The organism is Telluribacter roseus (assembly GCF_017355915.2).
In the GTDB taxonomy this organism is placed as follows: Bacteria; Bacteroidota; Bacteroidia; order Cytophagales; family Spirosomataceae; genus Telluribacter.
The window spans coordinates 30,876-54,176 of the sequence record NZ_JAFEUV020000002.1; the positions used below are offsets into that span (position 1 = coordinate 30,876).

Here is a 23,301-nt window from a genome sequence, read left to right on the forward strand (position 1 = left end):
TCTTTTCGATTAAATGATACGAAAAATTTTTGGAGTGCAAAAGTAAAAAAAAATGCTACTCTCGGTAATCTTAAACAAGAATTTATTAAAAAAATTTTTGCTTGTGAAAAAAAATTTTCTATACCTGTGTAATATATTGAAAGCTAATATATTACGCAAGAGGAAGAAAGTATATGTATACTAGATTTTGATGGCGTTTGTATAGGATCTATCCTGTTTAGGACGGCATCCTTTGGGTATTTACCTACTAGAAGAGTATCCTGACGAAATTGTTTGCTAATTTTCCAATTTTATTGAATAAACCTTTTACTGACCAGAAAATGACTATTGAAGTATGTGCCTATTCGCTGGAGTCCTGCCTTAATGCCCAACTGGCGGGAGCCGGACGCGTAGAACTCTGTGGAGGACTGGGTGAAGGAGGAACCACGCCCAGTGCCGGTCTGATAGCCCTGGTGCGGGAGCACCTGCAGATCCCGGTGTACGTAATGATTCGCCCGCGCGGGGGAGACTTTGTATACGACGAGCAGGAGCTGGAAGTGATGCGGCGGGACATAGATATAGCCCGTAGGCTGGGAGCAGACGGAGTGGTGCTGGGCGTGCTGAAGCCGGATGGGCGGGTGGATGTAGCGACTACCCGGGAGCTGGTAGAACTGGCTGCCCCGATGGGAGTGACTTTCCACCGGGCTTTTGATCTGACTCCTGATCCGTCGGAAGCCCTGGAAATGGTCATTGAAGCCGGAGCAGAGCGTATCCTTACCTCGGGCCAGAAGCCGGCAGCCCCTCAGGGACGGAAGCTCCTGGAAAGCCTGGCCGAACAGGCCGATGGCCGGATCGAGATTATGGCCGGTGGGGGAGTAAATGCAGAGAATGCCCCTGTACTGGTAGCAGCCGGAGTACATGCCCTGCACCTGACTGGTAAGGCATTCCGCCCGGGACGCCAAACCTATTTTCCGGATGACATATCCATGGCCGGTGAGGTACCCGATGAGCGGAGTGTAATGTACAGTGACTCCCTGCGTATCAAAGCCATTGTGGAAGCCGCCCGGCGGATAGAATTGGAGTAGAAATAGCTTTTAGTTCTTTTATCTTTAACCCTCTATATGAAAATAGTAAAAGCCTTCCTGAGTCTAATCATTGCGGCCGGCTTAGTATATGCGCTAAGTCGCCCGTGGGGACCGGTACCTGCTTTAGGGCCATTTATTAGTCCGTATACTGGTTTCTGGCAAAATGGCGAAGTCCTGCACTCAGATGACACAACCCTGGTGGAGCTCAGCCTGGATAGCCTGCGGGAAGAAGTAGCGATCCGCTACGACGACATCGGAGTTCCCCACATCTTTGCCAAAAACAACTACGACCTGTACTACGCTCAGGGGTACGTAACAGCCCGTGATCGCCTGTGGCAGATGGACCTGCAAACTCGTGCTGCCGCGGGGCGCTTGTCGGAGGTACTGGGTCCGGCTACGCTGGAGATGGACCGCCGCAACCGACGCCTGGGTCTGGGCTACGGAGCAGAAGCTAACCTAAAGGTCATCATGAGCCATCCGCAATCGCGGGAGGCTATGGTGGCTTATGCCGCGGGTGTCAATGAGTACATCCGTCAACTGGCGCCAAAGGATTACCCCGTGGAGTTTAAGCTACTGGGGTATGCACCTGAGCCCTGGGGACCCATCAAGAGTATGCTGATGCTGGAGCAAATGACCCAGACCCTCGCGGGCGGAGCCGATGACCTCCGTATGACCAACATCCTGAAGCGCTACGGCCAGGCAGTAGTTGATGATTTGTTTCCTAACTACCCTGTATTTCAGGAGAGCCCTATTATACCCGAAGGTACTCCCTGGGACTTCAAACCCCTTCCTTTGCCAGCTGCACCCAAGCCGGATGCCCCCATTGATTCGTCCATTATTGTAGACAAGTCCCTTGTATCGGAGCCTCCGGTAGAGGGGCTGGGCAGTAACAACTGGGCCATCGGAGCCGAGAAATCGGTTACGGGCTATCCCATCCTGGCCAATGACCCGCACCTGGAGCTGACACTGCCTTCGATCTGGTACCAGGTACAGCTATCCGGGCCGGATGTGAACGTATATGGCGTATCACTACCGGGCATACCTAGTGTAATCATCGGCTTCAATAAGAATGTGGCCTGGGGAGTTACCAACGTAGATGCTGACGTGATGGACCTTTATGAGGTAAAGTTCAGGGATACGACCCGCGCCGCCTACTGGCACGACAACCAGTGGAAGGAGACCCGTAAGCGGGAGGAGGTAATACGGGTAAAAGGACAGGCCGATGTGCGTGAAGAGGTAGTGTACACCCACCATGGACCGGTTGCCTTTTATAAAGGAGAATACCACAAAGGACCTACCATGGCCGTGAAGTGGATCGGCCACGAGCCCGGTAACAGCTTCCTGACTTTTCACTCCCTCAACCGGGCGTCCAATTATGATGACTACCGGCAGGCGCTCACCCACTACGTAGGCCCGGCTCAAAATTTCGTTTTTGCGGATAACAGCAAAAACATCGCGATCACAGTCAACGGTAAGTTTCCTTTAAAGTGGAAGCAACAGGGCAAGTTCCTACTGGACGGCAGCAACCCCGCCCATGACTGGAAAGGCTGGATACCGATGGAGCAGAATCCGCACGTCAAGAACCCACCCAGAGGATTTGTCAGTTCGGCCAATCAGTCATCCGTGGATCCTACCTATCCGTACTACATCAACTGGCGCCAGGCCCCTTCGGAACGTGGGGTCCGGATCAATGAGCGCCTGCAGACTATGACTCAGGCCACGGGAGATAGCCTGCGGTTGCTGCAGAATGACAACTTCAACGTACTGGCGCGTAATATACTGCCCACGCTCCTGACCTATGTAAAAGCGGTGTCCCTGAATTCGGCGCAAAAGGCGGCCGTAAAATTACTGGAGCAGTGGGACTATCAGAACGAGCCTACGTCCGTGGCGGCTTCTATTTTTGAAGAGTGGCACCCTACACTAGCTGATGCCATCTGGAAAGACGAATTTACGTCCGACACGCTGTTTATGCGCTATCCTACCCGCGACCGCACCCTGTACATGCTCCTGAATCAGCCGGACGCACCGTGGTTTGACAACGTCAAGACACCTGCCCGCGAGACTATCCGTGATGTAGTAGCGGGTAGCTTCAAAGCAGCTATGGATACGCTCACCATTCACCACGGTCCCATGGGAACCAAATGGCAGTGGGCGCTGGTGAAGGATACTGAGATTCGTCACCTGACCCGTATGCTGAAGCCCTTCAATACCCTGCCGATTCGCAACGGGGGCGGGGGCAGCATCGTCAATGCGACCAGCAAGCACCACGGTCCCTCGTGGCGGATGGTCGTAGAGCTGGGGCCTGAGCCCAAGGCCTACGGTATCTATCCGGGTGGTCAGTCGGGTAACCCTGGTAGCCCTTACTACCTCAACCTGCTCGATACGTGGGAAAAAGGTGAGCTCAAAGAACTGGTGTACCTGCAGTCGCCGGATCAGAGCCACCCGCGTCTTACATCTAAGGTAGTAATGAAGAAAAACTAAAACAGCAGACTCATGGAATTTCTAATCATACTTGTCGTAGCGGCTATAGCGCAGTTTTTCCTGCCCTGGTGGACCATCGCCCTGGTACCTTTTATCGTATGTATGTGGCTGTCGAGGAGCGGGTGGAAGGCCTTCTTCCTGAGCTTTGCGGCCCTGTGTATCGTGTGGGCGGCCTTTGCCTGGTACCTGCATGATCAGACGAACGGAGCTATGTCGGACCGCATCTCCCAGATCTTCTTCCTGCCCAATGGCCTGGCTATGGTTGGAGTAGCCGGACTGGTAGGAGGACTAGTGGCAGGCTTTGCCGGAGTGGCGGGCTATCATCTTCGCGCTATGTTTGTCAGAAAAGATGAGCTGGTGTACCGCCGGTAGCTTCAGTATAGGCTGTAAGTAGCACAAAACCAAATTAATGCCGCATGTATAGCCGGTGCTACACAAATCATTATATTTGCGGCTCTTAAAAAAAAGCAACCTTTTACCCCAAAACAATTTAAGTATCGTGAACAATAACACTTCTCTCATCTGGAACATTGTGCTGACTGTGGCGTTGGCAGTGTTGTATTTTTTGCATTTTTCCGGAAGTAAGTCAGGATCAGCGTCTTCTAGTGACTCATCCGCAGTGGGCGGACGTCGTATCGTATACGTGCAGGTAGATTCGCTTCTGACTAACTACGATTTCTTTAAGGAGACAAAAAAAGAACTGGAAAATAAGCGTTTCCAACTGGAAAACGATCTGACTACCAGAGGACGCTCACTTGAGAATGAAATTGCTTTCTTCCAGCAGAGAGCTCAGACCATGACGCTGGACCAGGCTCGTGCTACCGAGCAACAGCTGATGAAGAAGCAGCAGGATCTGGTTCAGTACCGTGATCGTTCAGCTCAGCAACTGGCTCAGCAGGAGGCCGACAAAAACGAAATGCTCTACAAGCAGATCCAGGAGTACATCAAAAAGTACAACGACGAAAACCAGTATGAGTTTGTACTGGGCTACTCACAGGGCGGTGGCATCCTTTATGCCGACACCACACTGGACGTGACTCAAAAGATGATCGCAGGCTTGAATAAAGAGTATAAGGATAAAGCCAGCAAGGGTGGAGCAGCCAAGGCAGACTCAACTAGCAAGAAATAAATAGTATTGTACTGAAGAATAATTCGTCAGTACTATCAAAAGAAGAGGGCGGCTGAATAAATCAGCCGCCCTCTCTTTATTTAAGCTTTATCTACTACTATTATACGACGCTGGAAGTAAGCTTGGCACCCAAGTACTCGCGGTTGGTACGCGCTATGGTATCCAGAGATATCTCTTTAGGGCACTCCGCTGAGCAGGCACCGGTATTGCTGCAGGCACCAAAGCCTTCGGCATCCATCTGAGCTACCATTTTCTCAGCTCTGATCTTACGCTCAGCCTGTCCCTGTGGCAGTAAAGCCAGCTGCGAAATCTTAGCCGATACGAATAGCATAGCTGAGGAATTCTTACAAGCCGCTACACAGGCTCCACATCCGATACACGAAGCTGCCATGAAGGCATCATCGGCGTTTTCTTTGGCAACAGGAAGACTGTTGGCGTCACGGGCATTTCCCGTATTCACCGAAACGAAACCTCCCGATGCTATAATGCGGTCAAACGCGGAGCGATCAGTAACGAGGTCTTTAAGAACCGGGAAAGCAACCGCACGCCAGGGTTCAATCGCAATGGTATCACCGCTCTTGAACGTGCGCATGTGCAGCTGGCAGGTAGCTACCCCTTTAAGAGGGCCGTGGGGACGGCCATTTATATACATTGAGCAACTTCCACAGATACCTTCGCGACAATCATGATCAAAGGCAATGGGCTCTTTTCCTTCGTGAACGAGGCGTTCGTTGAGTACATCAAGCATTTCAAGGAACGACATATCCGGTGAAACGTCACTTACTTCGTATGTTTCAAATCCACCTTCTGTACTATTATTTTTTTGTCTCCATACATTCAGAGTCAGATGCATGTTAGCATTAGCGTCCATAAGCTATTTTTTTACTGTCAGTTTGATTTTTCTTGTATACTAAAAATTGACTGTCGTATCTGAGGTACCCTCTCCCGTAGATAGACAGGTTTTCGATAGTGGGTTTACGGTCGTACGATCTGACCAGTGTGTAAGTATGCGCAAATTGATCTGAATGTTCTTGTTTACTGGTCCTGAGTTCGCCAGGACGAACAACCACCCAATCAGGCTGGATGTGGTTGATTATTTCAATATAGGACTCAGATCCGAGGGTTTTACGTGCATTGATGATGGTCTTGTTGCCCAGGCCGGGGTAGTCATACATAGTAAGCCCGGAGTAGTACCCAATGTAGCCCAGCGGTTCCAGAAAAACGGTTTCGTTGTTGCTTTCGGCTTCTTCTTTCAGATAGAGGCCTATTTCTTTCCGGAGTCCGTTCTCTATGAGCTGCTGCTGCATCTTCATCTGCGAAAGGCCACCTGTATATACCCACACCTGCACGATTACCGCCAGGCCCACCATAGCTGCCGGCGCCCATTTGCGCACCTGAACAGTAGCAGCACTGGATGTGGCGATCTGGGTAAGTACACTACCGAAGGCAATCATGCACAAGATAGTTACAGCCGGGATATACCAGGGATATATAAATGGCGAAAATACAATCAGATATGAAGCTATGCAAAAGGCCGCAAACGAGAGGAAGCGGGCATTGGCATTGACCTTAGGCACCGCCCATAGGAAAACTACCACGTAGCATAGCCACTTCAGTACAAACATAAGTACATCAGGCCAGCCACCTGTCTGGTAGTAGGTGGGGGCAAAAATCCATATGAAAGGACCGTCACCCGAAACCATCCCGGTAAAGATGTACTGGGCATAGTTAAGGCCGCGATCTATTATATTACTAAAGGTAAGTGAACCCTTGGCCAGAACAGTATTAGGGATAGGATTGCCGTAGTAAGCCCAGGCAAAGATCACCCAGGGTATATAACAGATGACTCCGATAACACCAGCTCTGAAAAATGTAGTGATATAAGGCAAAGACCGGTTCCGGAACAGGAGGTACCCTACGAGAATAGACCCGATGTGTATAAAGGCATCAGGACGGCTCCACATCAGGAAGGCCCAGATCAGGCCTATACGTACCGGGTTGAGCTTTTCATCACTGAGCAACTCCCGCACGAATAAGCTAACTCCGAGTAGCATAAAGGCGGTTTCCATACCATTGATGCTGAAGTCCATGCTCTTTTCGTCAAAGACGAACATGATGGTAATCAGAAATGCCAGCCAGACAGGAGCCTTCAGCTTGTCAACGAACAGGCTGAACAAGATTTTGGCAGTAAAACCTATCAGAATAACATTAACAATACGGAAAAGCCAGATAACTGCCTCGTCGTTCCAGGTGATATAGTACAACAAAGCGGGGATTAAAGTCCCCAGTGGGGAAGTAAAAGAGTGGATTCTTTCACCCAGGTTATAAGTAAAGCCGACCCCCTCTGCCAGATTTTTTGAAGCCCTAAAAGTAATGTACCAATCTTCCCAACGGTGATCGGTGTAAATGGCAAAAAGCAGAGCAGAGGCCATACCGAGGCCTAATGCTATCCAGGAAATGGTTCTGTAAATGGACGGCGACATACTTATAAAATTAAAGTTAGTGTTGTACTTTACCTATAAATATGGGGAGTAAGTCTTTTAGGAACTGTGGGACTTACTCCCCGGCTATCGCTGCTAGAAAAAGCTATGCCAGCACTACTTGTAGCTCCGCTGTGCGATCTTGATATTTTCGTATACCAGATCCTCTTTGTGGAGCTCCCACTGGCTTTCGCCCAGGTACTGCCATGCAGCTACGTACATGTAGTTTTCGTCATCGCGCAGAGCTTCTCCGTCCTCAGTCTGGAACTCTTCCCGGAAGTGGCCCCCGCAGGACTCATTACGGTTGAGCGCATCAAGACACATCAGCTCGCCCAGCTCAATAAAGTCAGCCACACGGCCTGCTCTATCCAGCTCAGGGTTGAGTTCATTGGCGGTACCTACTACGCGCAGGTCGCTCCAGAACTCCTTACGCAGCGCTCTGATCTCCTGAATGGCCTCTTTCAGACCCTCAGCGTTACGAGCCATACCGCACTTATCCCACATGATCTTACCCAGACGGCGGTGGAACTGCTCAGGAGATGTTTTACCGTTGATCGAAAGAAGCTTCTCGATACGCTCCTTTACTTCCTGCTCAGTTCTTACGAAAGCCTCGTGGTTAGTAGAGATATCGCCCGAGCGAATCTCGTTGGCCAGGTAAGCTCCAATAGTATAGGGGATTACAAAGTATCCGTCAGCAAGTCCCTGCATAAGGGCCGAAGCTCCCAGACGGTTAGCACCGTGATCTGAGAAGTTAGCCTCACCCAGTGCGTACAGACCAGGTACAGTAGTCATGAGGTTGTAGTCAACCCAGATACCACCCATGGTATAGTGCACGGCCGGATAGATACGCATTGGTACTTCGTACGGATCCTCGCCGGTAATCTGCTTGTACATGTCAAACAGGTTACCGTACTTCTCCTTCACAACCGCCTTACCCATCTGAATGATCTGCTCAGGAGTAGCGTTGAAAAGGTTGTTTTTATTGGCTTCTGCTCTACCATAACGCTCAATAGCGGATGTGTAGTCCAGATAAACGGCCATTTTGGAAGGGCCTACTCCGTAACCAGCATCACAACGCTCTTTGGCCGCCCGTGAGGCGATATCGCGTGGTACCAGGTTTCCGAAGGCAGGGTAACGGCGCTCCAGGTAGTAGTCGCGCTCATCCTCAGGTATAGCGTTAGGGTTCCGGTTGTCGTTCTGCTTCTTGGGTACCCAGATACGTCCGTCGTTACGCAGCGACTCCGACATCAGAGTCAGCTTGGACTGGTGCTCACCCGACACCGGAATACAGGTAGGGTGAATCTGAGTAAAGCAAGGGTTACCGAAGAACGCTCCACGCTTGTGAGCTTTCCAGGCAGCCGTTGCGTTGCTACCCATGGCGTTGGTAGAGAGGTAGAATACGTTGCCGTATCCACCCGAGCAGATCAGGACGGCGTGTCCGGCGTGGCGCTCGAGCTCACCTGTCACCATGTTGCGGGCAATGATACCACGGCATTTTCCATCTATCATTACGATGTCCAGCATCTCGTGGCGGCTGTACATCTTGACAGCACCGATCCCTACCTGACGCTCCAGAGCGGAGTAGGCACCTAATAGTAGCTGCTGGCCCGTCTGACCGGCGGCATAGAATGTACGCTGTACCTGCACACCACCAAAAGAGCGGTTGGACAGGAGTCCGCCGTACTCACGGGCAAAAGGTACTCCCTGCGCTACGCACTGGTCAATGATGCTGCCCGATACTTCGGCCAGGCGGTATACATTGGATTCGCGTGAGCGGTAGTCGCCCCCTTTTACTGTATCATAAAACAGACGGTACACCGAGTCACCGTCGTTCTGGTAGTTTTTAGCGGCATTGATACCTCCCTGAGCGGCAATAGAGTGAGCCCGGCGTGGAGAGTCCTGAAAACAGAATGCTTTTACTTTATAGCCAAGCTCAGCCAGAGTGGCGGCAGCGGAAGCTCCTGCCAGTCCGGTACCTACTACTATTATCTCGAGCCTGCGCTTATTGGCAGGGTTAACTAGCGGCACTGAAGAACGATATCTGTTCCACTTCTCTTCAAGTGGTCCAGCGGGTATTTTGGCATCCAAAAGCGGTGAAGTTGCCATATATAATCTGTTTAATTAACTGATTGTGAATTAAAACATTACATTACGTTCCGGATGAATATGTACACAGGCATAGCTGCAAATACTACCGGAATAATAATTCCAAATATCCAGAAGCCAATACCCTGAATCAGAGGCGTGTACTTTGGATGGTTAAGACCTACGGTCTGGAAGGCACTCCAGAAACCGTGGGCAAGGTGGTAAGCCAGTGCTGCTACTCCCAGCAGGTAGAACAGTACCACCAGCGGGTTAGAGAAAGTGGCATCTACGCGGGAGTAGAGGTCTTTTACGATGACCGTTTTGGTAGTACCATCCTCACTGAGGCTTTGCTCCATCTTGGTACTGAGTCGGTAGTCTTCGGGCATTACCTCGGTATTCAGAAGCCGGCCTTCGGTCAGATCTACGTTGTACCTTTTGAAAGGAACTTCGCCAAAGTTGTAGGAGTACCAGAAATTGCCCATGTGCACGACGATGAACAGAAAGAGCACGCTTCCGAGAATAGCCATGTTACGGCTGGCCCAGCTACTTTGGTTGTCAAACCGCTTGTAGCCGACTCTACCGCGAGCTTTACGATTCACGTAAGCCAGGTAAATGCCATCGATGGCGTGCAGCAAGATCATAGCGTACAGACCCCACGAGATGGTCTTGATAAATGGGTTTGTAGTCATGAATACTGTATAGGAATTGAATGCCAATCCCTCATCTGACTTAAACACCTGTAGATTTCCGACCAGATGGACGATCAGGAAAACAGAAAGAAAAAGGCCTGTAAGGGCCATAACGAGCTTCTTTCCAATAGAACTCGATAACGTTTGTGTTAGCCACGACATAGCAAACAACTAGGTTTATTTAGTGCGAAAAATGGTAGAATTATAACCTTTCAAAGGTACGCGACAAACGAATCCGATACAATAAATACCGTTCAAATTTGCTCAATTAGTGTTTATTTATAATAGTTTTAAGGATTGCTCAGTCTAACAGTTTGTATAAAATGATTGTTTGGTTTGTACACAATCAAGAATGGAGAGAGCCGGGAATGGTGCAGACTTACTTTTAGCTTTTGAAAACACATATATTTTACCTTATTTTTCGTTCAAGGTATATCCATAAAAACCTGTTACAAGCATTAATTCCTAATATATGCGCCAATCACTACAGTGTATATTCCTTTTCCTTTTACTTGCTGTATTTGCTCACGACGCCGCGGCTACCCACGTTCGGGCGGGTGAGATTACGGCTCGGAGGATCTCTTCCAACTCCCTTACCTACGAAATTACCCTGACTGCCTACTTTGATATGCAGAACGGTAGGCCTGCGGCTGATGCTCAGGTAGATGTAACCTTTTATGTGGGGGATGGAGGACAACCTATAGTAGTGCCGCGTAAGCTGCCTATTGTGGATATTGGTAATAATACGACCCGTAACGAATATACCTTTGTTTATACGTTTCCGGCACCGGGCCGCTTCGTTATTTCTACGGCACTACAAAACCGGAACAATAACGTACTAAACATATCGCCGCCACCTACTCAGGAGATTGATTTCTTTATTCGTTCTACCCTGGTTATTAACGCATCACTGGGGCTCAATCGTACACCCGTACTGCTGAATCCGCCGATTGATCTGGCGGCCGTTGGACAGCGTTACATCCACAACCCCGGAGCTTTCGATGCTGATGGCGATAGTCTGTCTTACCGCCTGGTGACGCCTCAGCGTAGCGCTGCTGCCGGCCGTGGACGCGACGTACAGTACGTTGATCCTAACCGGGTACAGCCCGAAGGCCCTACCGAAAACGGTACTTTCCCTTCTACCTTCAGTATCAACGCCATTACGGGAGACCTGATCTGGGATGCCCCCTCCATACCGGGCTACTACAACGTAGCTTTTGTGGTGGAGGAATGGCGCAACGGGGTCAAGATCGGTGAGATAGTCCGCGAGATGCAGATCATTGTGATTGAGGTACGTAACGACCGGCCGCGACTCGACTCCATACCAGATATATGCGTAGAAGCAGGTATGATGATCAGGCAATCTATCACCGCCAGGGACAAGAACGGAGACCGCTTAACGCTTACCTCCATCAGTGGGGTATATCAGAACACGCTGGTACCCGCACAGAATGCAACCTTTACAGTAGGTCAGCAGAATGCCCTGGGGCAGGTAAGCGGACTGTTTAACTGGCAGACGGGCTGTAACCATATCCGACTGGAACCCTACGATGTACTATTCAAAGTAGAGGATAATGCCGGCCCCAACTTCCCCAACCCGTCGCTGTTCAGGAAGCTGGTAGATATCATCAACGTCAAGATACGGGTATATGGCCCCAAGCCACAGAACCTGCGAGCAGAGCCGGCGACAGATCCGTCGGGGCAGGCTTTCCGGATCACGTGGAGCTCGTACCAGTGCCAGATACCGGGTGCTCAGATCGTGGTGTATCGTCGGGAGGGTTGTACCAACTACGAAGCCGACCTGTGTCAGCCGGGCTTGCCGGTAGGGCTTGGGTACCAGGAAGTAGGCCGCGTAGCCGTGGGTGAAACCTCCTTTGTGGATAATAACGGCGGTCAGGGACTACGGCGGGGTGTCAACTACAGCTACCGCATCGTAGTAGAGTTCCCACGTCCGGGCGCTCTGCCTACCGAGCCTAACCGTCTGAACGGTGGTGGTACCAGCTTGCCTTCATCGGAGTTCTGTCTGGACCTGCCTCAGATGATGCCGGTTATTACCAACGTAACTGTAGACTCAACCAGCCAGACCCGCGGTCAGATCACCGTACGCTGGACTCGTCCTTTGGGAGTGGCGCCAGGTGCCGGTGATGGGCCTTCGCAGTACCGCCTGTTCCGGGCTACGGGCCTTAACGGTACCGACTTTACCCAGATTGCTACCATCAACACGAATCTGCAGCCAGGCGTAGCCGATACCCTATTTGTAGACAGAGGCCTGAACACTACCGCGAATGCGTATCGCTACCGCATCGACTACTACTTTACCAGCAACGGAAGTCTGGTAAAATTTGATGAAACCGAACCGGCCAGCAGCGTGCGACTGGAGCAGGAGGGAGGAGCCTCGCGTCAGGTACGTCTGGTATGGACGGCCAATGTACCCTGGGATAACAGCAATCAGCGCCACCGGGTATACCGCGAGAGCCGCACGCAGCGGGGCGTATTCAACCAGATCGCTGAGGTACAGGTACAGGGGCCGGAGACATTCACTTACACCGACGACGGTACCGATCGCTTCGCTGCCGACGGTACTCAGTCCATCACCTTATCCGCCGACTCCACCTACTGTTACCGGGTGGAGACGGTAGGCTCGTACAACAGTGCCCGCATCAGGCCTTCGCTGTTGTACAACTTTTCACAGATTATCTGTGTAACCCCGATCGATACGATCCGGCCGTGTCCGCCGGTACTGTCGCTGGATACACTGGACTGCGCTACACTGACGGCGGATGCCTTCTGTAACCAGACCACCTTTACCAACAATCTGTCGTGGACATATCCGGCTCAGAATGCCGTGGGTGGAGAGTGTGATCCTAACATAGTAGAGTACAAGATTTACTATGCGCGTTTTGATGGTGAAGAGCCTAAGTACCTGGCTTCGGTACTGCCTCCTCCAACGCCACCGGCCATGACCTATGCTCATACCGACCTCAGTTCGTTTGCCGGCTGCTACTACGTGACCGCCGTAAACCGGTACGGTAACGAGAGTGCGCCCAGCAACATCGTATGTAAGGATAACTGTCCGCAGTTTTCGCTGCCTAACGTATTCACGCCTAACAACGACGGCAAGAACGATACCTTCAAGCCGCTCAGCTGTCCGAGCTTTGTGGAGACGGTGGAATTCAGGGTATTTAACCGCTGGGGTACCAAGGTATTCGAAACCACGGACGTAGGTATCAACTGGAACGGTAAAAACAACGCCGGACAGGATCTGCCTTCGGGCCAGTACTACTACGAGGCTTCGGTACGCTTCCAGTCGGTACGCCCTAATAGCGAGCCGCTGATCCTGAAAGGGTGGGTACAACTGCTGCGCTAATGAATATTGTATTCTTTGACGGGGTGTGCAATCTGTGCAACGGAGCAGTCAACTTCCTGATCGACCATGACGCAAAGCAGCGGCTACGATTTGCCTCCCTGCAATCAGAAGCAGGGCAGGCCGTACTGCAGAAGTACGGCCTGCCCCAGCACCAATACGAGAGTTTTCTGCTCCTCAAAGGCGACCGGCTGTACCAGAAGTCCGACGCGGCGCTGGAGGTAGCGCGCCTGCTGGGCGGGATGTGGACTGGCTTCTATGTATTCAAGCTGGTGCCCCGCTTCCTAAGAGACGCCGTGTATAGCTGGGTGGCCCGTAACCGCTATCGGTGGTTTGGTAAAAATAGCTCGTGCCGTATGCCTACACCCGAACTTCGGGGGCGGTTCGTCTGAGCCATTTCCTACTTTGACCAGTAATCCTTTATTTTGTAGCCCGGTTTAGTAGAGCCGGGCTATTTTGTTGAAAGCAATCTGTTTAACTATTGATAGAAATCTATGAAAAAGGCGTACGTATTTCCGGGTCAGGGATCACAGTTTAAAGGTATGGGAGCTGACCTGTACCAGTCGTCTGAGCAGGCAAAGGCTCTGTTTGATCAGGCCAACCAGATCCTGGGCTTCGAGATTACCAAAACCATGTTTGAAGGAACGGACGAGGAGCTCAAGCAGACCAACGTAACCCAACCGGCCATATTTATTCACTCGGTAGCACTAGCCATGGTAGCACCTGACTTTGCACCTGATATGGTAGCAGGCCATTCGCTGGGTGAGTTTTCGGCGCTGGTAGCGGCCGGAGGACTTTCTTTTGAAGATGGACTCCGCCTGGTAGCGCAGCGTGCCGATGCTATGCAGAAGGCCTGTGAGGTACGTCCCTCTACGATGGCGGCTATCCTCGGCCTTGATGATAAAACCATTGAAGATATCTGTGCCTCCATCGAAGGCGAAGTAGTGGTACCTGCCAACTACAACTGCCCCGGCCAGGTAGTCATATCGGGTACGGTAGAAGGAGTAAACCTGGCGTGCGAGAAGCTCAAAGCCGCCGGAGCCAAGCGAGCCCTGCTGCTGCAGGTAGGTGGAGCCTTTCACTCGCCTCTGATGCAACCTGCGCGTGAGGAACTGGCTCAGGCGATCGAGAATACTACCTTCAGCTCGCCCCGCTGCCCCATCTATCAAAACGTCAACGCTATGCCTTCTACCGATGTAAATGCCATTAAGGCTAATCTGATTGCTCAGCTGACCGCTCCGGTACGCTGGACCCAATCGGTAGAGCAGATGGTGGCTGACGGCGCTACCGTATTTGTGGAATGTGGACCCGGTAAAGTACTGCAGGGACTAGTGAAAAAGATCGCCGGCGGAGTAGAAGTTGCAAGTATTTAAATTTTTTTTCGAGTAGGACTTGACAGCAATTAATTTGAGCTGTACTTTTGCATCACAATTTCGGTTCTGGCCGATGGTGTAATGGTAACACAGGACATTTTGGTTGTCTTATTCAGGGTTCGAGTCCTTGTCGGCCAACAGAACAAACAAGAAAATCCGCTTACAGCAATGTGAGCGGATTTTTGCTTTTTCAGGCCTCCCCTTCGCTGTTCTTCACAGCTATTGATTTAGTGCTAGTTATTTTCTATCATTACATTAGGTTTAATAGTACTTATCTGATTATCCAGGTTTCCTGTCATACGTTTGCTGCTATGCTTTTGAGGTAGTGCGGCTGGATAATCGGTTCATACTAGCGAAATACAGTAAGCGACTTCTGCTCATTGTACCTCCCTCTGATACATCTGTGACTCTGGTCCCTCCATTGATCTATGGCTACTAGTCAGGAATACGGTTACTTACCTGTTAATTTTCACCAGGCCCGGCTACTACTGATCGCCGCGGATGATGGACAGGCGTGGACTGGTATCAAAGCAGCCTTACGGCAAAGCCTGCCCGAAGTAGAGCTGGTGATAGCAGAGGACCTGCCGCAGGCGTACGTTCTACTGGCCGAGTGGCAAAGCAACCGAAAGGCCCTCCCCAAACTGATTCTGCTGGACTTTTTTCAAAGGCGGGATCTTCAACGGAAACAGTGGCTGCAGGAGTTGAAAGAGGATGAGGCTCCCTACCGAAATATACCCGTAGTAGTACTGAGCGATTCGGCCGATCAGGCCGATGTGCGGGAGGCGTACGGGCTCGGGTGCTCGGCTTATATGGTCAGATCAGGTGGTGCAGGCTGCTGGCTCCAGATCTTCCACGCGGTGCGGCGTTACTGGTGGGACACGGTGCTCCTTCCTCTATCCTGATTGGACGCATTAGGCAATAACTACAACTTATTCTATATTATATAGTTATTGTACTAGTAGTAACTCCTAAAGCTCCGAAGCCATGGTCAAATTCCTACTAGTACTGGTGGTATGGACAAGTACCCTATCGTTTAGCTCGGCGCAGGAGCAACTCCCACGACGTGTACCTACGTCCCCCTTTACCGTAGGTACCGATGCTCCAAGTCTTACTTTCAACACCATTGATGGCCGCACGATCAGCCTGGATCATATGAAGGGCGAGGTGATTGTACTCAACTTCTGGAACATAGGCAGCAAAGGCCGGGAGATGGAGCGGGAGACTATGAACAAAATGAGCGAAAGGCTCAAAAGCAAGGGAGTCCGGTTTGTGGCCATAACCATGAACGGCGGTGAGCAGCTTAAAACCTGGCTAACCAAGTACCCGGTCAAGTACGAGGTACTCGAAAAAGTAGACTTTATGAACTATACCGGCCCCAACCTGTTCGGCTTCAGCTGCATGCCTACCACCATAGTTATAGACCGCGACGGCCGGGTCCGATACAACCGCTGTGGAGCTATCGCTACCCCGGAAGAGGCGGCCCAATTCATAGCGCTACTCTCTGCAAAGTAGCGTTTGCAAGTCCAGAAGCTCCTGCTTTGGGGGTAAAGCAGGCAAAATAGACCCAACGTGCCTGTAAATAGCTTGTATATTACTCACCTACTACTACATTTGGAAAACGAACTGACCTGTTCAATGCCAGGTGCTACGTAATTTTACGTATTTGCTAGATTATTAAACAGTTATTTATTAATTTGCAGACTAAATTCTTTGACTCCTTTTTAGAAGCCATATTAAACCTCCTCTTCTGTTTCAGAAAATAAGCTTTTAGTAAATCTTCAGGATTAACAGAGGTTTTTTTATGGAAAACAGCAAAGCAGGTTAACACCTATACCCGGATAGCCAAGGAAGGTATATAATCTTAGAAAGCTATCTGTCTACACCCAAGCAGCGCCACTGGTCAAACAACTGGCAAGTACATAGTGAAATCAATCTGAAGACGGTAATGCCCTCATGGTGGAAGGCCTCGATGCGCTCCCCCAATGAGGTAGAATGAGAGTGGGATGTACCCTTAAGGGCACATCCACCCTGGCTTTGGTAGTCTCCTCAGGAAGAAGAGTAGCTCCAGAGAAAAGTTCGCATTATTATAGTTCAACCCTGACTAAATGAACTTATGAATAGTTCACATTAAAGATTATTAATGCCAAATAAGTATAGGTTTGAGGCCGCTTCGGATACCCGGGCGGCCTTTATTATTTGCGAGTATAACCCACGGCTCACTGCCCTGATCAAAGAATTCCGTACACACGCTGAAATGGATGCGTACACGTCGGAGTACTTGACCGTGCAGGTCCGTAGGCAGCTCCCAATACTATTGGAGGTAGTGTATTCGGAAAGTGATGATCAGGAACTCGTTAAGAAGAACCTCGTGCGTATGGCTGAGTGGTACTACTATACCCATCTGACCAAGCAGCGGTAGGAGGGGCTGAGGCACATCAGCAGGCTGCCATGAAGTCCCTGGTAGTTCCGGTGTACGCTAACAGAAGCGCTACCTAAGAATGCATACAACGGTTTTCAGGATGAAATTCCTTGAAAGCAACAGGAGATAGCGATATGAGGAGAAAGGTATGTTGTAAACAAAAGGATTACGTACTTACTGAAAATCTGCTACTGCCAGTGACGCTCCTGTAGCTGGTAGTAGTAATTTTTTAAAAACATATTACTTACCCTTTGGGTAGTTATGTACTAATCAAAAACTAAAAATAACTCACACACGATTTAGGTACCATTGCATGAATACAATTACTACTCAGGAGCAAAGGCAGTTTGAGGAGCTTCTTCAGGATATACTTTCTACCTACAACTGTACCTTTACGGTAGAGATTGATCAGAAGAGCGATTGGCTGGCGTGTCTAATCAAAAATGAAGTAGGTACCGTAACGGATATGCACCTGACCGCCCCGGCCCTCAGAGAGATACTGACTACCTACGAAGGAAGGAACGAGTTCGAGAAGGCAATCGAAGAGCGCTTCCGACCCGACTGCTAGTCTCTCCTGCTTTGGCTCTTACTCAAAAAGGGCCTGCTTAGTAACAAACACCCACTCTGGTTACCTCCGGGCTACTACTACATGACTCCCGTCGTATTTTGCTTTTATTATTGCTTTATTATTCTCATCTTGTGTCGTGATTAGTAGACCCTACCATGAGAATACCCCGTTTCCTCATTACACAGAACCGATCGGCCCGCAATACCGTACCCTACGTTATACATGCCCGGAATCCGGCTTGTACAGCCCGCGTCGTTTTATTGAATGAAGAGCCGACGGCCCGATCGAAAAAGCTTCGTATTCAGATCGGGGAGCTCCCTGCCTTTGTGGAACTAGTAGAAGTATACCAGGATGCCCCTCAGGAAGAGGTACGGGAAATACTCAAGCAAATGGCTAAGTGGCTGTACCATCCTTACCTTAAGTCCAGGAAGTAGTTTGTTGTGCCTGTTAGCAGGCCTGAGTTGCGCTCATACTCAGAGGTAAGCGTTAAAACACATATATAAAGTAGAAGGTATAGAAGCAAGCTGGCAGTGCCTGAGGGACGCTCTTTGGCTGGCCCTTTTTTTCTAAGAAAGAGGTAATATCTTATCTGCACCATTCAAAATCAGACAAGGTTGCTCACTGGGAGCCTCATAAAATTTATTCGACAGAATAAAGTTTGTGAATACTGCTGCCATAGCAGCAGTTTGGTGTCATTTTTGTGTCTTATTTTTCTTAAATATTGACATAGTAAGATTTACCGCTAACATTACAAAAATCGTTATATTAAAAAAGTAGCCATTACTCACCCGACTCTGTCTTTTTATCGTATATAATAACCATACCCCCCCGACTATCTATGAGTATCTCTTCTATCTTAAATCATACACGCTTAATAACCCACTAAAAATGGCTACACAATTGAAAGTAAAAAAGCGCGACCGCGAGCGTACCAAAAACAAAATTCTGAAGGCTGTCGGAGAAGTAGTAGAGCAATATGGCACCGAGAAAGTAGGTGTTAACCTCATTGCTCGTACGGCAGGTGTGAATAAAGTCCTTATCTACCGGTATTTTGGTGGTGTGGACGGGTTGATGGAACAATACGTGAAAGCCGGGCAGTATGCCTCTACCATGGGCACCGAGTTTATTGAAAACTTCCCTACACCCGCTCCCGAAGATCGTGGTAAGGCATGGGCCAAAGCATTCACCATAATGATGCGTGACCTGCGTGCCCGAAAAGCTACCCGCGACCTGCTCAGATGGGAAATAGGTGCCGGCAAATCATCTCTGACGGACGCGCGCGACGAAGTAGCAGCGAAATGGATGGAGAAGATCGGACCCATTCCCGGCGTTGAGGATACCAATGCTCTGCTGGCATTGATGATCGGAGCAGTATACTACTCTACATTAGCCGCAGACTACCGGGAAAGATTAGCGGATATAGACATACAGTCAGAAGAAGGATGGGAGCGTATTGAAAGAGCACTGGAATCTATTCTTGTAGGAAGCAGCAAGTAGTCTGCTTACAGACAATTACTTTGATAGCTCCTCCTCCTGATCGGGGGGAGGATTTTTTGTGTACAAGCGGATAGGATATTTAGGAGCAGGTAGGCGTATATTTGCAACCTTCAATAGAGAGGTAATACGGTGATATGAGTGTTCTTAAAAAATTAGCGGGCGAAACGGCAACCTACGGAGTAAGTACCATGCTGGGCAGGCTACTCAACTACCTGCTGGTAATCCTGCATACGCAGTTGTTCAGGCCTGATCAGTTGAGTGTGCAGGTACAGCTGTATGCCTACGCCGGCCTGTCGCTGGTGATATACACATTTGGTATGGAAACGGCTTATTTCCGCTTTGCCCGTAAAGAAAACGACCAGCAGAAGTACTATAATCTAATTCTGAGCGCCGTTATCCTGGTCAGTGTTTTCTTCTCGGGGCTGATGTTCGTGTTTGCGGAGCAGGCAGCGGAGTTTATACAATACCCTGACGATGTACTACTGGTGCGCTGGATGGCCATTATTATGGCTACGGATGGAATTGTCTCTATTCCTTTTGCGCGCCTGCGTCTGGAAAAGAAGGGCAAGAAATTTGTTATGGCCCGCGTAGCCAATATCCTGATCAACATCGGGCTTAATATATTCTTTCTGGTCGTTTGCCGGGATATTTATCAGGGACAGTACCTCACCATGCTGAAACCCGCTGTTGACCTTTTTTATGATCCGGCCATAGCTCCCGGCTATATCATACTGGCCAATCTTATCGCCAACCTGATGTTCTTCTGGCTGCTGCGCCGGGAGTTTATGGACTTCCGCTTTGTGTTCAGTATGGAGCTGTTTAAGCCGGTGTGGGTATATGCCTTTCCGATCCTGATCATGAACCTGGCAGCCGTAACCAACTATCTCTTCGACCGGATGGCCCTGCAGTACCTCCTGCCGGATGGCTTTTATGCCGGGCGCACTACCAAAGAGGCCATTGGTATATACGGGCAGTGCTTTAAGCTGTCTATCTTTATGAACCTGGCCATTCAGGCCTTCAAGTATGCCGCCGAGCCCTTCTTCTTCTCCAAGGCCGAAGACAAGAACGCTCCTCCGGTATTTGCAGAGGTCATGAAGTGGTTTATCATTATTTGCGTAGTGATGTGGGTAGGTATATGCCTGAATCTGGACCTGCTGGCCGAGCTATTCCTCCGCAAGAAGATCTATCACGAAGGGCTCGCCATAGTACCCTGGCTGTTGCTGGGCTTCCTGTTTCTGGGTATATACTATAACCTGGCGGCCTGGTTTAAGCTTACCGACAAGACCCAGTACGGTACGTATATTACTATAACGGGAGCAGCTACTACCGCTGCCCTAAACTTCTTCCTGGTGCCTCAACTGGGGTATTTGGGATGTGCGCTGGCCTTTGCCGGGTCGGGCCTTCTGATGATGAGCCTTTGCTACTACTTCGGCCAGAAGTACTACCCGGTGCCCTACCAGGTGGGCTCGGCAATCGGGTACATGGTGGCTGGCGGATTGCTGATTTACGGTAGTTCTCTGTTCACCATCAGTAACCTATGGATAGCTGTACCCTACCACATGCTCCTGTTTACCGTATTTCTGGTAGGAACCTTACTGGTAGAGAAAGACTCCCTGCCCCTGCGCTTTCGCCGGATGCTGGGGAGCCGGGCTGAATAAGGTACCTGTTAAGGCGCCTGGTCGCGCAGGAGCTTATTGGCAAAGATAAACTCATTGAGCTCGAGTACATTGGAGTTGGTTAGGGTCGTGTTGTCGCCTTCCCATAGCTTGAGGCCCTTGTACAGGAATATGACGTTCTGGCCTATCTCCATTACGGAGTTCATATCATGCGTGATCACCAGCGTAGTGATCTGGTACTCTTCCGTTATCTCCTGAATCAGCTCGTCTATCTTTACCGCCGTCAGTGGGTCCAGGCCCGAGTTGGGCTCGTCACAAAACAGGTACTTGGGATTCATCACTATGGCGCGGGCTATCGCTACGCGCTTTTTCATACCCCCACTGATCTCCGAAGGCATACGGTCGCCGGCTTTTTCCAGCCCTACGCGCTGCAGACAAAACTGCACCCGCTCCCGCTTTTCATCCTCATTTTGATTGGTAAGCATATCCAGCGGGAAGCGTACATTCTGCTCCACCGTCTTGGAATCAAACAGGGCCCCTCCCTGGAAAAGTACCCCCATCTCACGTCGGATGGCCTGCTTTTCTTCGTCGTCACAGCGGTAAAAGTCACGCCCATCGTACAGGATTTGTCCCCGGTCGGGCTTGATAAGCCCGATAATGCACTTCAGCAATACACTCTTGCCAGTACCACTCCCTCCGATGATCAGGTTGGTCTCTCCTTTTTTTAGCGTAGCACTTACTCCTTTCAGTACCTCGTTGCCGTTAAAAGCCTTGGCTACATCTCTTAATTCTATCATAATACAGCTAAGTCAGTAAGTAGTTAGCTTCAGCTTTTTATAGAAAAAGTTGAGCCAGTAAATAGTCGGCTACCAGTATGGCTATACAGCTATTGGTCACAGCTTGTGTACTTGACTGCCCTACTTCAAGGGCTCCTCCTTTGGTATAATACCCCTTATACGAAGAAATCGTTGAGATCAGAAAGCCGAATACAAAGGGCTTTACACACATGAAAAAGATATTGTAAGGGACAAACGCATTGCGGATTCCCGATACATAATCTTTGGGTGAGATGACACCGGTAAGTGTGCCGGCCAGGTACCCGCCCAGTATACCCAGAAACGCCGACAGAATGACCAGCATCGGAAAGGTGACCATGGCGGCTAGTACCTTGGGAAGTACCAGGTAGGAGGCCGAGTTGATACCCATTACTTCCAGCGCATCCACCTGCTCGGTAATACGCATGGTACCCAGCTCACCGGCGATATTGGAGCCTACCTTACCGGCCAGTACTACACACGTAATGGTAGGAGCCAGCTCCAGAATCTCCATATCCCGTACGATCAGGGCCACTGTAGACACAGGTATGAAAGGGCTCACCAGGTTGTAGGCTGTCTGGATACAGGATACGGCCCCGATAAAAGTGGAAACAATGGATACGATGAAGACAGAGTTAACACCAATATTGACAGCCTCTTCCATGAAGCGCCGCCAGTACACGGATAGCTTTTCACGACGTGTAAAAAGGTATCCTAAGAAAACGAAATATTTACCTATGGTAACCATCGGACCCGTAGATCAATTTTTAATTAAGTATATAAACAGATAGATGAGGTATTATCAACAATGAGAACTAGTAATCCTGCGCCGGGCAGATCTTTACATCTAAAAATTGAAGATTCTCGGATATTCTGACTCAATAACCACGCTAGTTCAAACTATATCCCATATTTTCGGGAAAATTAGAAAAAAAATAGATCTAAACAGTACAATGAACCCATTAGCAGTAGTTACGGGGGGCACGAAAGGTATAGGCAGGGCATTAGTGGAACGGTTTGTGAGGGGCGGCTTCGACGTAGTTACCTGCGCCAGAAATGAGCAGGATCTGGCGGTGTTGCAGCAGGAGGTCTCCCAACTTGCCGGTGGACGTATACTATGTCAGCAGGCCGACCTGTCGGTCCGGAGCGACCTTGATAATTTTATTACCTTTGTGCATTCGCTGGAAAGGCCGGTAGATGTACTCGTCAATAATACGGGCGTATTCATGCCGGGGCAGATTCATAACGAGGAGGAAGGAGTGCTGGAGAAAACCATTGAAACCAATGTGTACAGCGCGTACCACCTTACCCGCGGCCTCATCCCGACCATGATGGAGCGAAGGAAAGGGCACGTGTTCAATATGTGCTCGACGGCCAGTATCACCGCTTATCCCAACGGGGGGTCGTACTGCATCTCCAAGTTTGCTCTGCACGGAATGACTAAGGTGCTGCGCGAAGAAATGAAGCCTTTTGGTGTCAAAGTCACAGCTATACTGCCCGGTGCTACCCTGACCAGCAGCTGGGAAGGTACTGACCTGCCGGAGGAGCGATTTATGAAGGCAGAAGACGTGGCAGAGACAGTCTGGGCCGTTTATCATCTGTCGCCGGGTGCGGTGGTAGAGGATATATTAATGCGTCCTCAGCTAGGCGACATTGGCTGAAATAGTGGTGAATGTAGCAGAAATAACTAACTTTCGGTCTGAAAATAATAAACTTCCCTA

The 23,301-nt window shown here is 50.0% G+C and carries 21 protein-coding genes and 1 tRNA gene; 16 read left to right on the top strand and 6 right to left on the bottom strand.

Features of this window, described 5'->3' with window-relative positions; all coding sequences use genetic code 11:
* Positions 1-320 precede the first annotated feature (320 nt).
* From JTN23_RS03280 to JTN23_RS03295, 4 genes are all read left to right on the top strand, one after another.
* A complete protein-coding gene (locus JTN23_RS03280) occupies positions 321-1,064 on the top strand; it encodes a copper homeostasis protein CutC (RefSeq protein WP_247232374.1) in 744 nt (247 codons plus the stop codon).
* Positions 1,065-1,100: 36 nt separating this feature from the next.
* On the top strand, positions 1,101-3,545 hold the full coding sequence (locus tag JTN23_RS03285; protein ID WP_247232376.1) for a penicillin acylase family protein: 2,445 nt from the start codon (positions 1,101-1,103) through the stop codon (positions 3,543-3,545).
* A 12-nt stretch (positions 3,546-3,557) separates the two neighbouring features.
* A complete protein-coding gene (locus tag JTN23_RS03290) occupies positions 3,558-3,917 on the top strand; it encodes a hypothetical protein (RefSeq protein WP_247232377.1) in 360 nt (119 codons plus the stop codon).
* Between the two features lie 127 nt (positions 3,918-4,044).
* Entirely contained in the window at positions 4,045-4,674 is a 630-nt protein-coding gene (locus JTN23_RS03295; RefSeq protein WP_247232379.1) for an OmpH/Skp family outer membrane protein, read from the top strand.
* A gap of 100 nt (positions 4,675-4,774) precedes the next feature.
* Here the strand turns inward: JTN23_RS03295 and JTN23_RS03300 are convergent, their stop codons facing one another.
* From JTN23_RS03300 to JTN23_RS03315, 4 genes are all read right to left on the bottom strand, one after another.
* Positions 4,775-5,527, bottom strand: a complete 753-nt coding sequence (locus JTN23_RS03300; protein ID WP_247233132.1) for a succinate dehydrogenase/fumarate reductase iron-sulfur subunit — start codon at positions 5,525-5,527, stop codon at positions 4,775-4,777.
* Positions 5,528-5,534: 7 nt separating this feature from the next.
* The gene (locus JTN23_RS03305; protein ID WP_247232381.1) at positions 5,535-6,938 is read right to left on the bottom strand and encodes a DUF8728 domain-containing protein; all 1,404 of its coding nucleotides are present in this window, start codon (positions 6,936-6,938) and stop codon (positions 5,535-5,537) included.
* 333 nt (positions 6,939-7,271) lie between these two features.
* Positions 7,272-9,260 (bottom strand): fumarate reductase/succinate dehydrogenase flavoprotein subunit, encoded by a 1,989-nt coding sequence (locus tag JTN23_RS03310; RefSeq protein WP_247232383.1) that lies wholly within the window; start codon positions 9,258-9,260, stop codon positions 7,272-7,274.
* Positions 9,261-9,298: 38 nt separating this feature from the next.
* Positions 9,299-10,090, bottom strand: a complete 792-nt coding sequence (locus JTN23_RS03315) for a succinate dehydrogenase cytochrome b subunit (RefSeq protein ID WP_262918430.1) — start codon at positions 10,088-10,090, stop codon at positions 9,299-9,301.
* Between the two features lie 310 nt (positions 10,091-10,400).
* On the opposite strand from JTN23_RS03315, the gene JTN23_RS03320 reads away from it, so the two are divergent.
* The 11 genes from JTN23_RS03320 (at position 10,401) to JTN23_RS03370 (ending at position 20,807) form a co-directional block, all read left to right on the top strand.
* Positions 10,401-13,295, top strand: coding sequence for a T9SS type B sorting domain-containing protein (locus JTN23_RS03320; RefSeq protein WP_247232385.1), 2,895 nt, complete (start codon positions 10,401-10,403; stop codon positions 13,293-13,295).
* A complete protein-coding gene (locus JTN23_RS03325; protein ID WP_247232386.1) occupies positions 13,295-13,684 on the top strand; it encodes a thiol-disulfide oxidoreductase DCC family protein in 390 nt (129 codons plus the stop codon). The genes JTN23_RS03320 and JTN23_RS03325 overlap by 1 nt, the downstream gene beginning before the upstream one ends.
* Positions 13,685-13,786: 102 nt before the next feature.
* Entirely contained in the window at positions 13,787-14,665 is an 879-nt protein-coding gene (gene fabD, locus JTN23_RS03330; RefSeq protein WP_247232387.1) for an ACP S-malonyltransferase, read from the top strand.
* 67 nt (positions 14,666-14,732) lie between these two features.
* A tRNA-Gln gene (locus JTN23_RS03335) sits at positions 14,733-14,803 on the top strand.
* 290 nt (positions 14,804-15,093) lie between these two features.
* The gene (locus tag JTN23_RS03340) at positions 15,094-15,567 is read left to right on the top strand and encodes a response regulator (protein ID WP_247232388.1); all 474 of its coding nucleotides are present in this window, start codon (positions 15,094-15,096) and stop codon (positions 15,565-15,567) included.
* 82 nt (positions 15,568-15,649) lie between these two features.
* Positions 15,650-16,177, top strand: coding sequence for a peroxiredoxin family protein (locus JTN23_RS03345; protein ID WP_247232389.1), 528 nt, complete (start codon positions 15,650-15,652; stop codon positions 16,175-16,177).
* A gap of 628 nt (positions 16,178-16,805) precedes the next feature.
* Positions 16,806-17,084, top strand: a complete 279-nt coding sequence (locus JTN23_RS03350) for a hypothetical protein (RefSeq protein ID WP_247232390.1) — start codon at positions 16,806-16,808, stop codon at positions 17,082-17,084.
* A 313-nt stretch (positions 17,085-17,397) separates the two neighbouring features.
* Complete coding sequence (locus JTN23_RS03355; RefSeq protein WP_247232391.1) at positions 17,398-17,652, top strand: hypothetical protein; 255 nt, start codon at positions 17,398-17,400, stop codon at positions 17,650-17,652.
* 155 nt (positions 17,653-17,807) lie between these two features.
* On the top strand, positions 17,808-18,086 hold the full coding sequence (locus JTN23_RS03360; protein ID WP_247232393.1) for a hypothetical protein: 279 nt from the start codon (positions 17,808-17,810) through the stop codon (positions 18,084-18,086).
* A 454-nt stretch (positions 18,087-18,540) separates the two neighbouring features.
* Positions 18,541-19,149, top strand: coding sequence for a TetR/AcrR family transcriptional regulator (locus JTN23_RS03365; protein WP_247232394.1), 609 nt, complete (start codon positions 18,541-18,543; stop codon positions 19,147-19,149).
* A gap of 134 nt (positions 19,150-19,283) precedes the next feature.
* Positions 19,284-20,807, top strand: a complete 1,524-nt coding sequence (locus JTN23_RS03370) for a lipopolysaccharide biosynthesis protein (RefSeq protein ID WP_247232395.1) — start codon at positions 19,284-19,286, stop codon at positions 20,805-20,807.
* Positions 20,808-20,815: 8 nt separating this feature from the next.
* Here the strand turns inward: JTN23_RS03370 and JTN23_RS03375 are convergent, their stop codons facing one another.
* Together JTN23_RS03375 and JTN23_RS03380 are read right to left on the bottom strand one after the other, a co-directional pair.
* Positions 20,816-21,562: an ABC transporter ATP-binding protein gene (locus JTN23_RS03375; RefSeq protein ID WP_247232396.1), complete on the bottom strand. Its 747-nt coding sequence runs from the start codon at positions 21,560-21,562 to the stop codon at positions 20,816-20,818.
* Between the two features lie 37 nt (positions 21,563-21,599).
* A complete protein-coding gene (locus tag JTN23_RS03380) occupies positions 21,600-22,328 on the bottom strand; it encodes an MlaE family ABC transporter permease (RefSeq protein ID WP_247232397.1) in 729 nt (242 codons plus the stop codon).
* A 205-nt stretch (positions 22,329-22,533) separates the two neighbouring features.
* On the opposite strand from JTN23_RS03380, the gene JTN23_RS03385 reads away from it, so the two are divergent.
* Complete coding sequence (locus tag JTN23_RS03385; RefSeq protein ID WP_247232398.1) at positions 22,534-23,241, top strand: SDR family oxidoreductase; 708 nt, start codon at positions 22,534-22,536, stop codon at positions 23,239-23,241.
* The last annotated feature ends 60 nt before the right edge of the window (positions 23,242-23,301 follow it).

Bases quoted from the DNA above. Each gene is read 5' to 3' on its own strand.
- JTN23_RS03280 (WP_247232374.1), top strand. From the start codon at position 321: ATGACTATTGAAGTATGTGCCTATTCGCTGGAGTCCTGCCTTAATGCC.
- JTN23_RS03285 (WP_247232376.1), top strand. From the start codon at position 1,101: ATGAAAATAGTAAAAGCCTTCCTGAGTCTAATCATTGCGGCCGGCTTA.
- JTN23_RS03290 (WP_247232377.1), top strand. From the start codon at position 3,558: ATGGAATTTCTAATCATACTTGTCGTAGCGGCTATAGCGCAGTTTTTC.
- JTN23_RS03300 (WP_247233132.1), bottom strand. From the start codon at position 5,527: ATGCATCTGACTCTGAATGTATGGAGACAAAAAAATAATAGTACAGAA.
- JTN23_RS03310 (WP_247232383.1), bottom strand. From the start codon at position 9,260: ATGGCAACTTCACCGCTTTTGGATGCCAAAATACCCGCTGGACCACTT.
- JTN23_RS03315 (WP_262918430.1), bottom strand. From the start codon at position 10,090: ATGTCGTGGCTAACACAAACGTTATCGAGTTCTATTGGAAAGAAGCTC.
- JTN23_RS03320 (WP_247232385.1), top strand. From the start codon at position 10,401: ATGCGCCAATCACTACAGTGTATATTCCTTTTCCTTTTACTTGCTGTA.
- JTN23_RS03325 (WP_247232386.1), top strand. From the start codon at position 13,295: ATGAATATTGTATTCTTTGACGGGGTGTGCAATCTGTGCAACGGAGCA.
- fabD (WP_247232387.1), top strand. From the start codon at position 13,787: ATGAAAAAGGCGTACGTATTTCCGGGTCAGGGATCACAGTTTAAAGGT.
- JTN23_RS03340 (WP_247232388.1), top strand. From the start codon at position 15,094: ATGGCTACTAGTCAGGAATACGGTTACTTACCTGTTAATTTTCACCAG.
- JTN23_RS03345 (WP_247232389.1), top strand. From the start codon at position 15,650: ATGGTCAAATTCCTACTAGTACTGGTGGTATGGACAAGTACCCTATCG.
- JTN23_RS03350 (WP_247232390.1), top strand. From the start codon at position 16,806: ATGCCAAATAAGTATAGGTTTGAGGCCGCTTCGGATACCCGGGCGGCC.
- JTN23_RS03355 (WP_247232391.1), top strand. From the start codon at position 17,398: ATGAATACAATTACTACTCAGGAGCAAAGGCAGTTTGAGGAGCTTCTT.
- JTN23_RS03360 (WP_247232393.1), top strand. From the start codon at position 17,808: ATGAGAATACCCCGTTTCCTCATTACACAGAACCGATCGGCCCGCAAT.
- JTN23_RS03365 (WP_247232394.1), top strand. From the start codon at position 18,541: ATGGCTACACAATTGAAAGTAAAAAAGCGCGACCGCGAGCGTACCAAA.
- JTN23_RS03370 (WP_247232395.1), top strand. From the start codon at position 19,284: ATGAGTGTTCTTAAAAAATTAGCGGGCGAAACGGCAACCTACGGAGTA.
- JTN23_RS03375 (WP_247232396.1), bottom strand. From the start codon at position 21,562: ATGATAGAATTAAGAGATGTAGCCAAGGCTTTTAACGGCAACGAGGTA.
- JTN23_RS03380 (WP_247232397.1), bottom strand. From the start codon at position 22,328: ATGGTTACCATAGGTAAATATTTCGTTTTCTTAGGATACCTTTTTACA.
- JTN23_RS03385 (WP_247232398.1), top strand. From the start codon at position 22,534: ATGAACCCATTAGCAGTAGTTACGGGGGGCACGAAAGGTATAGGCAGG.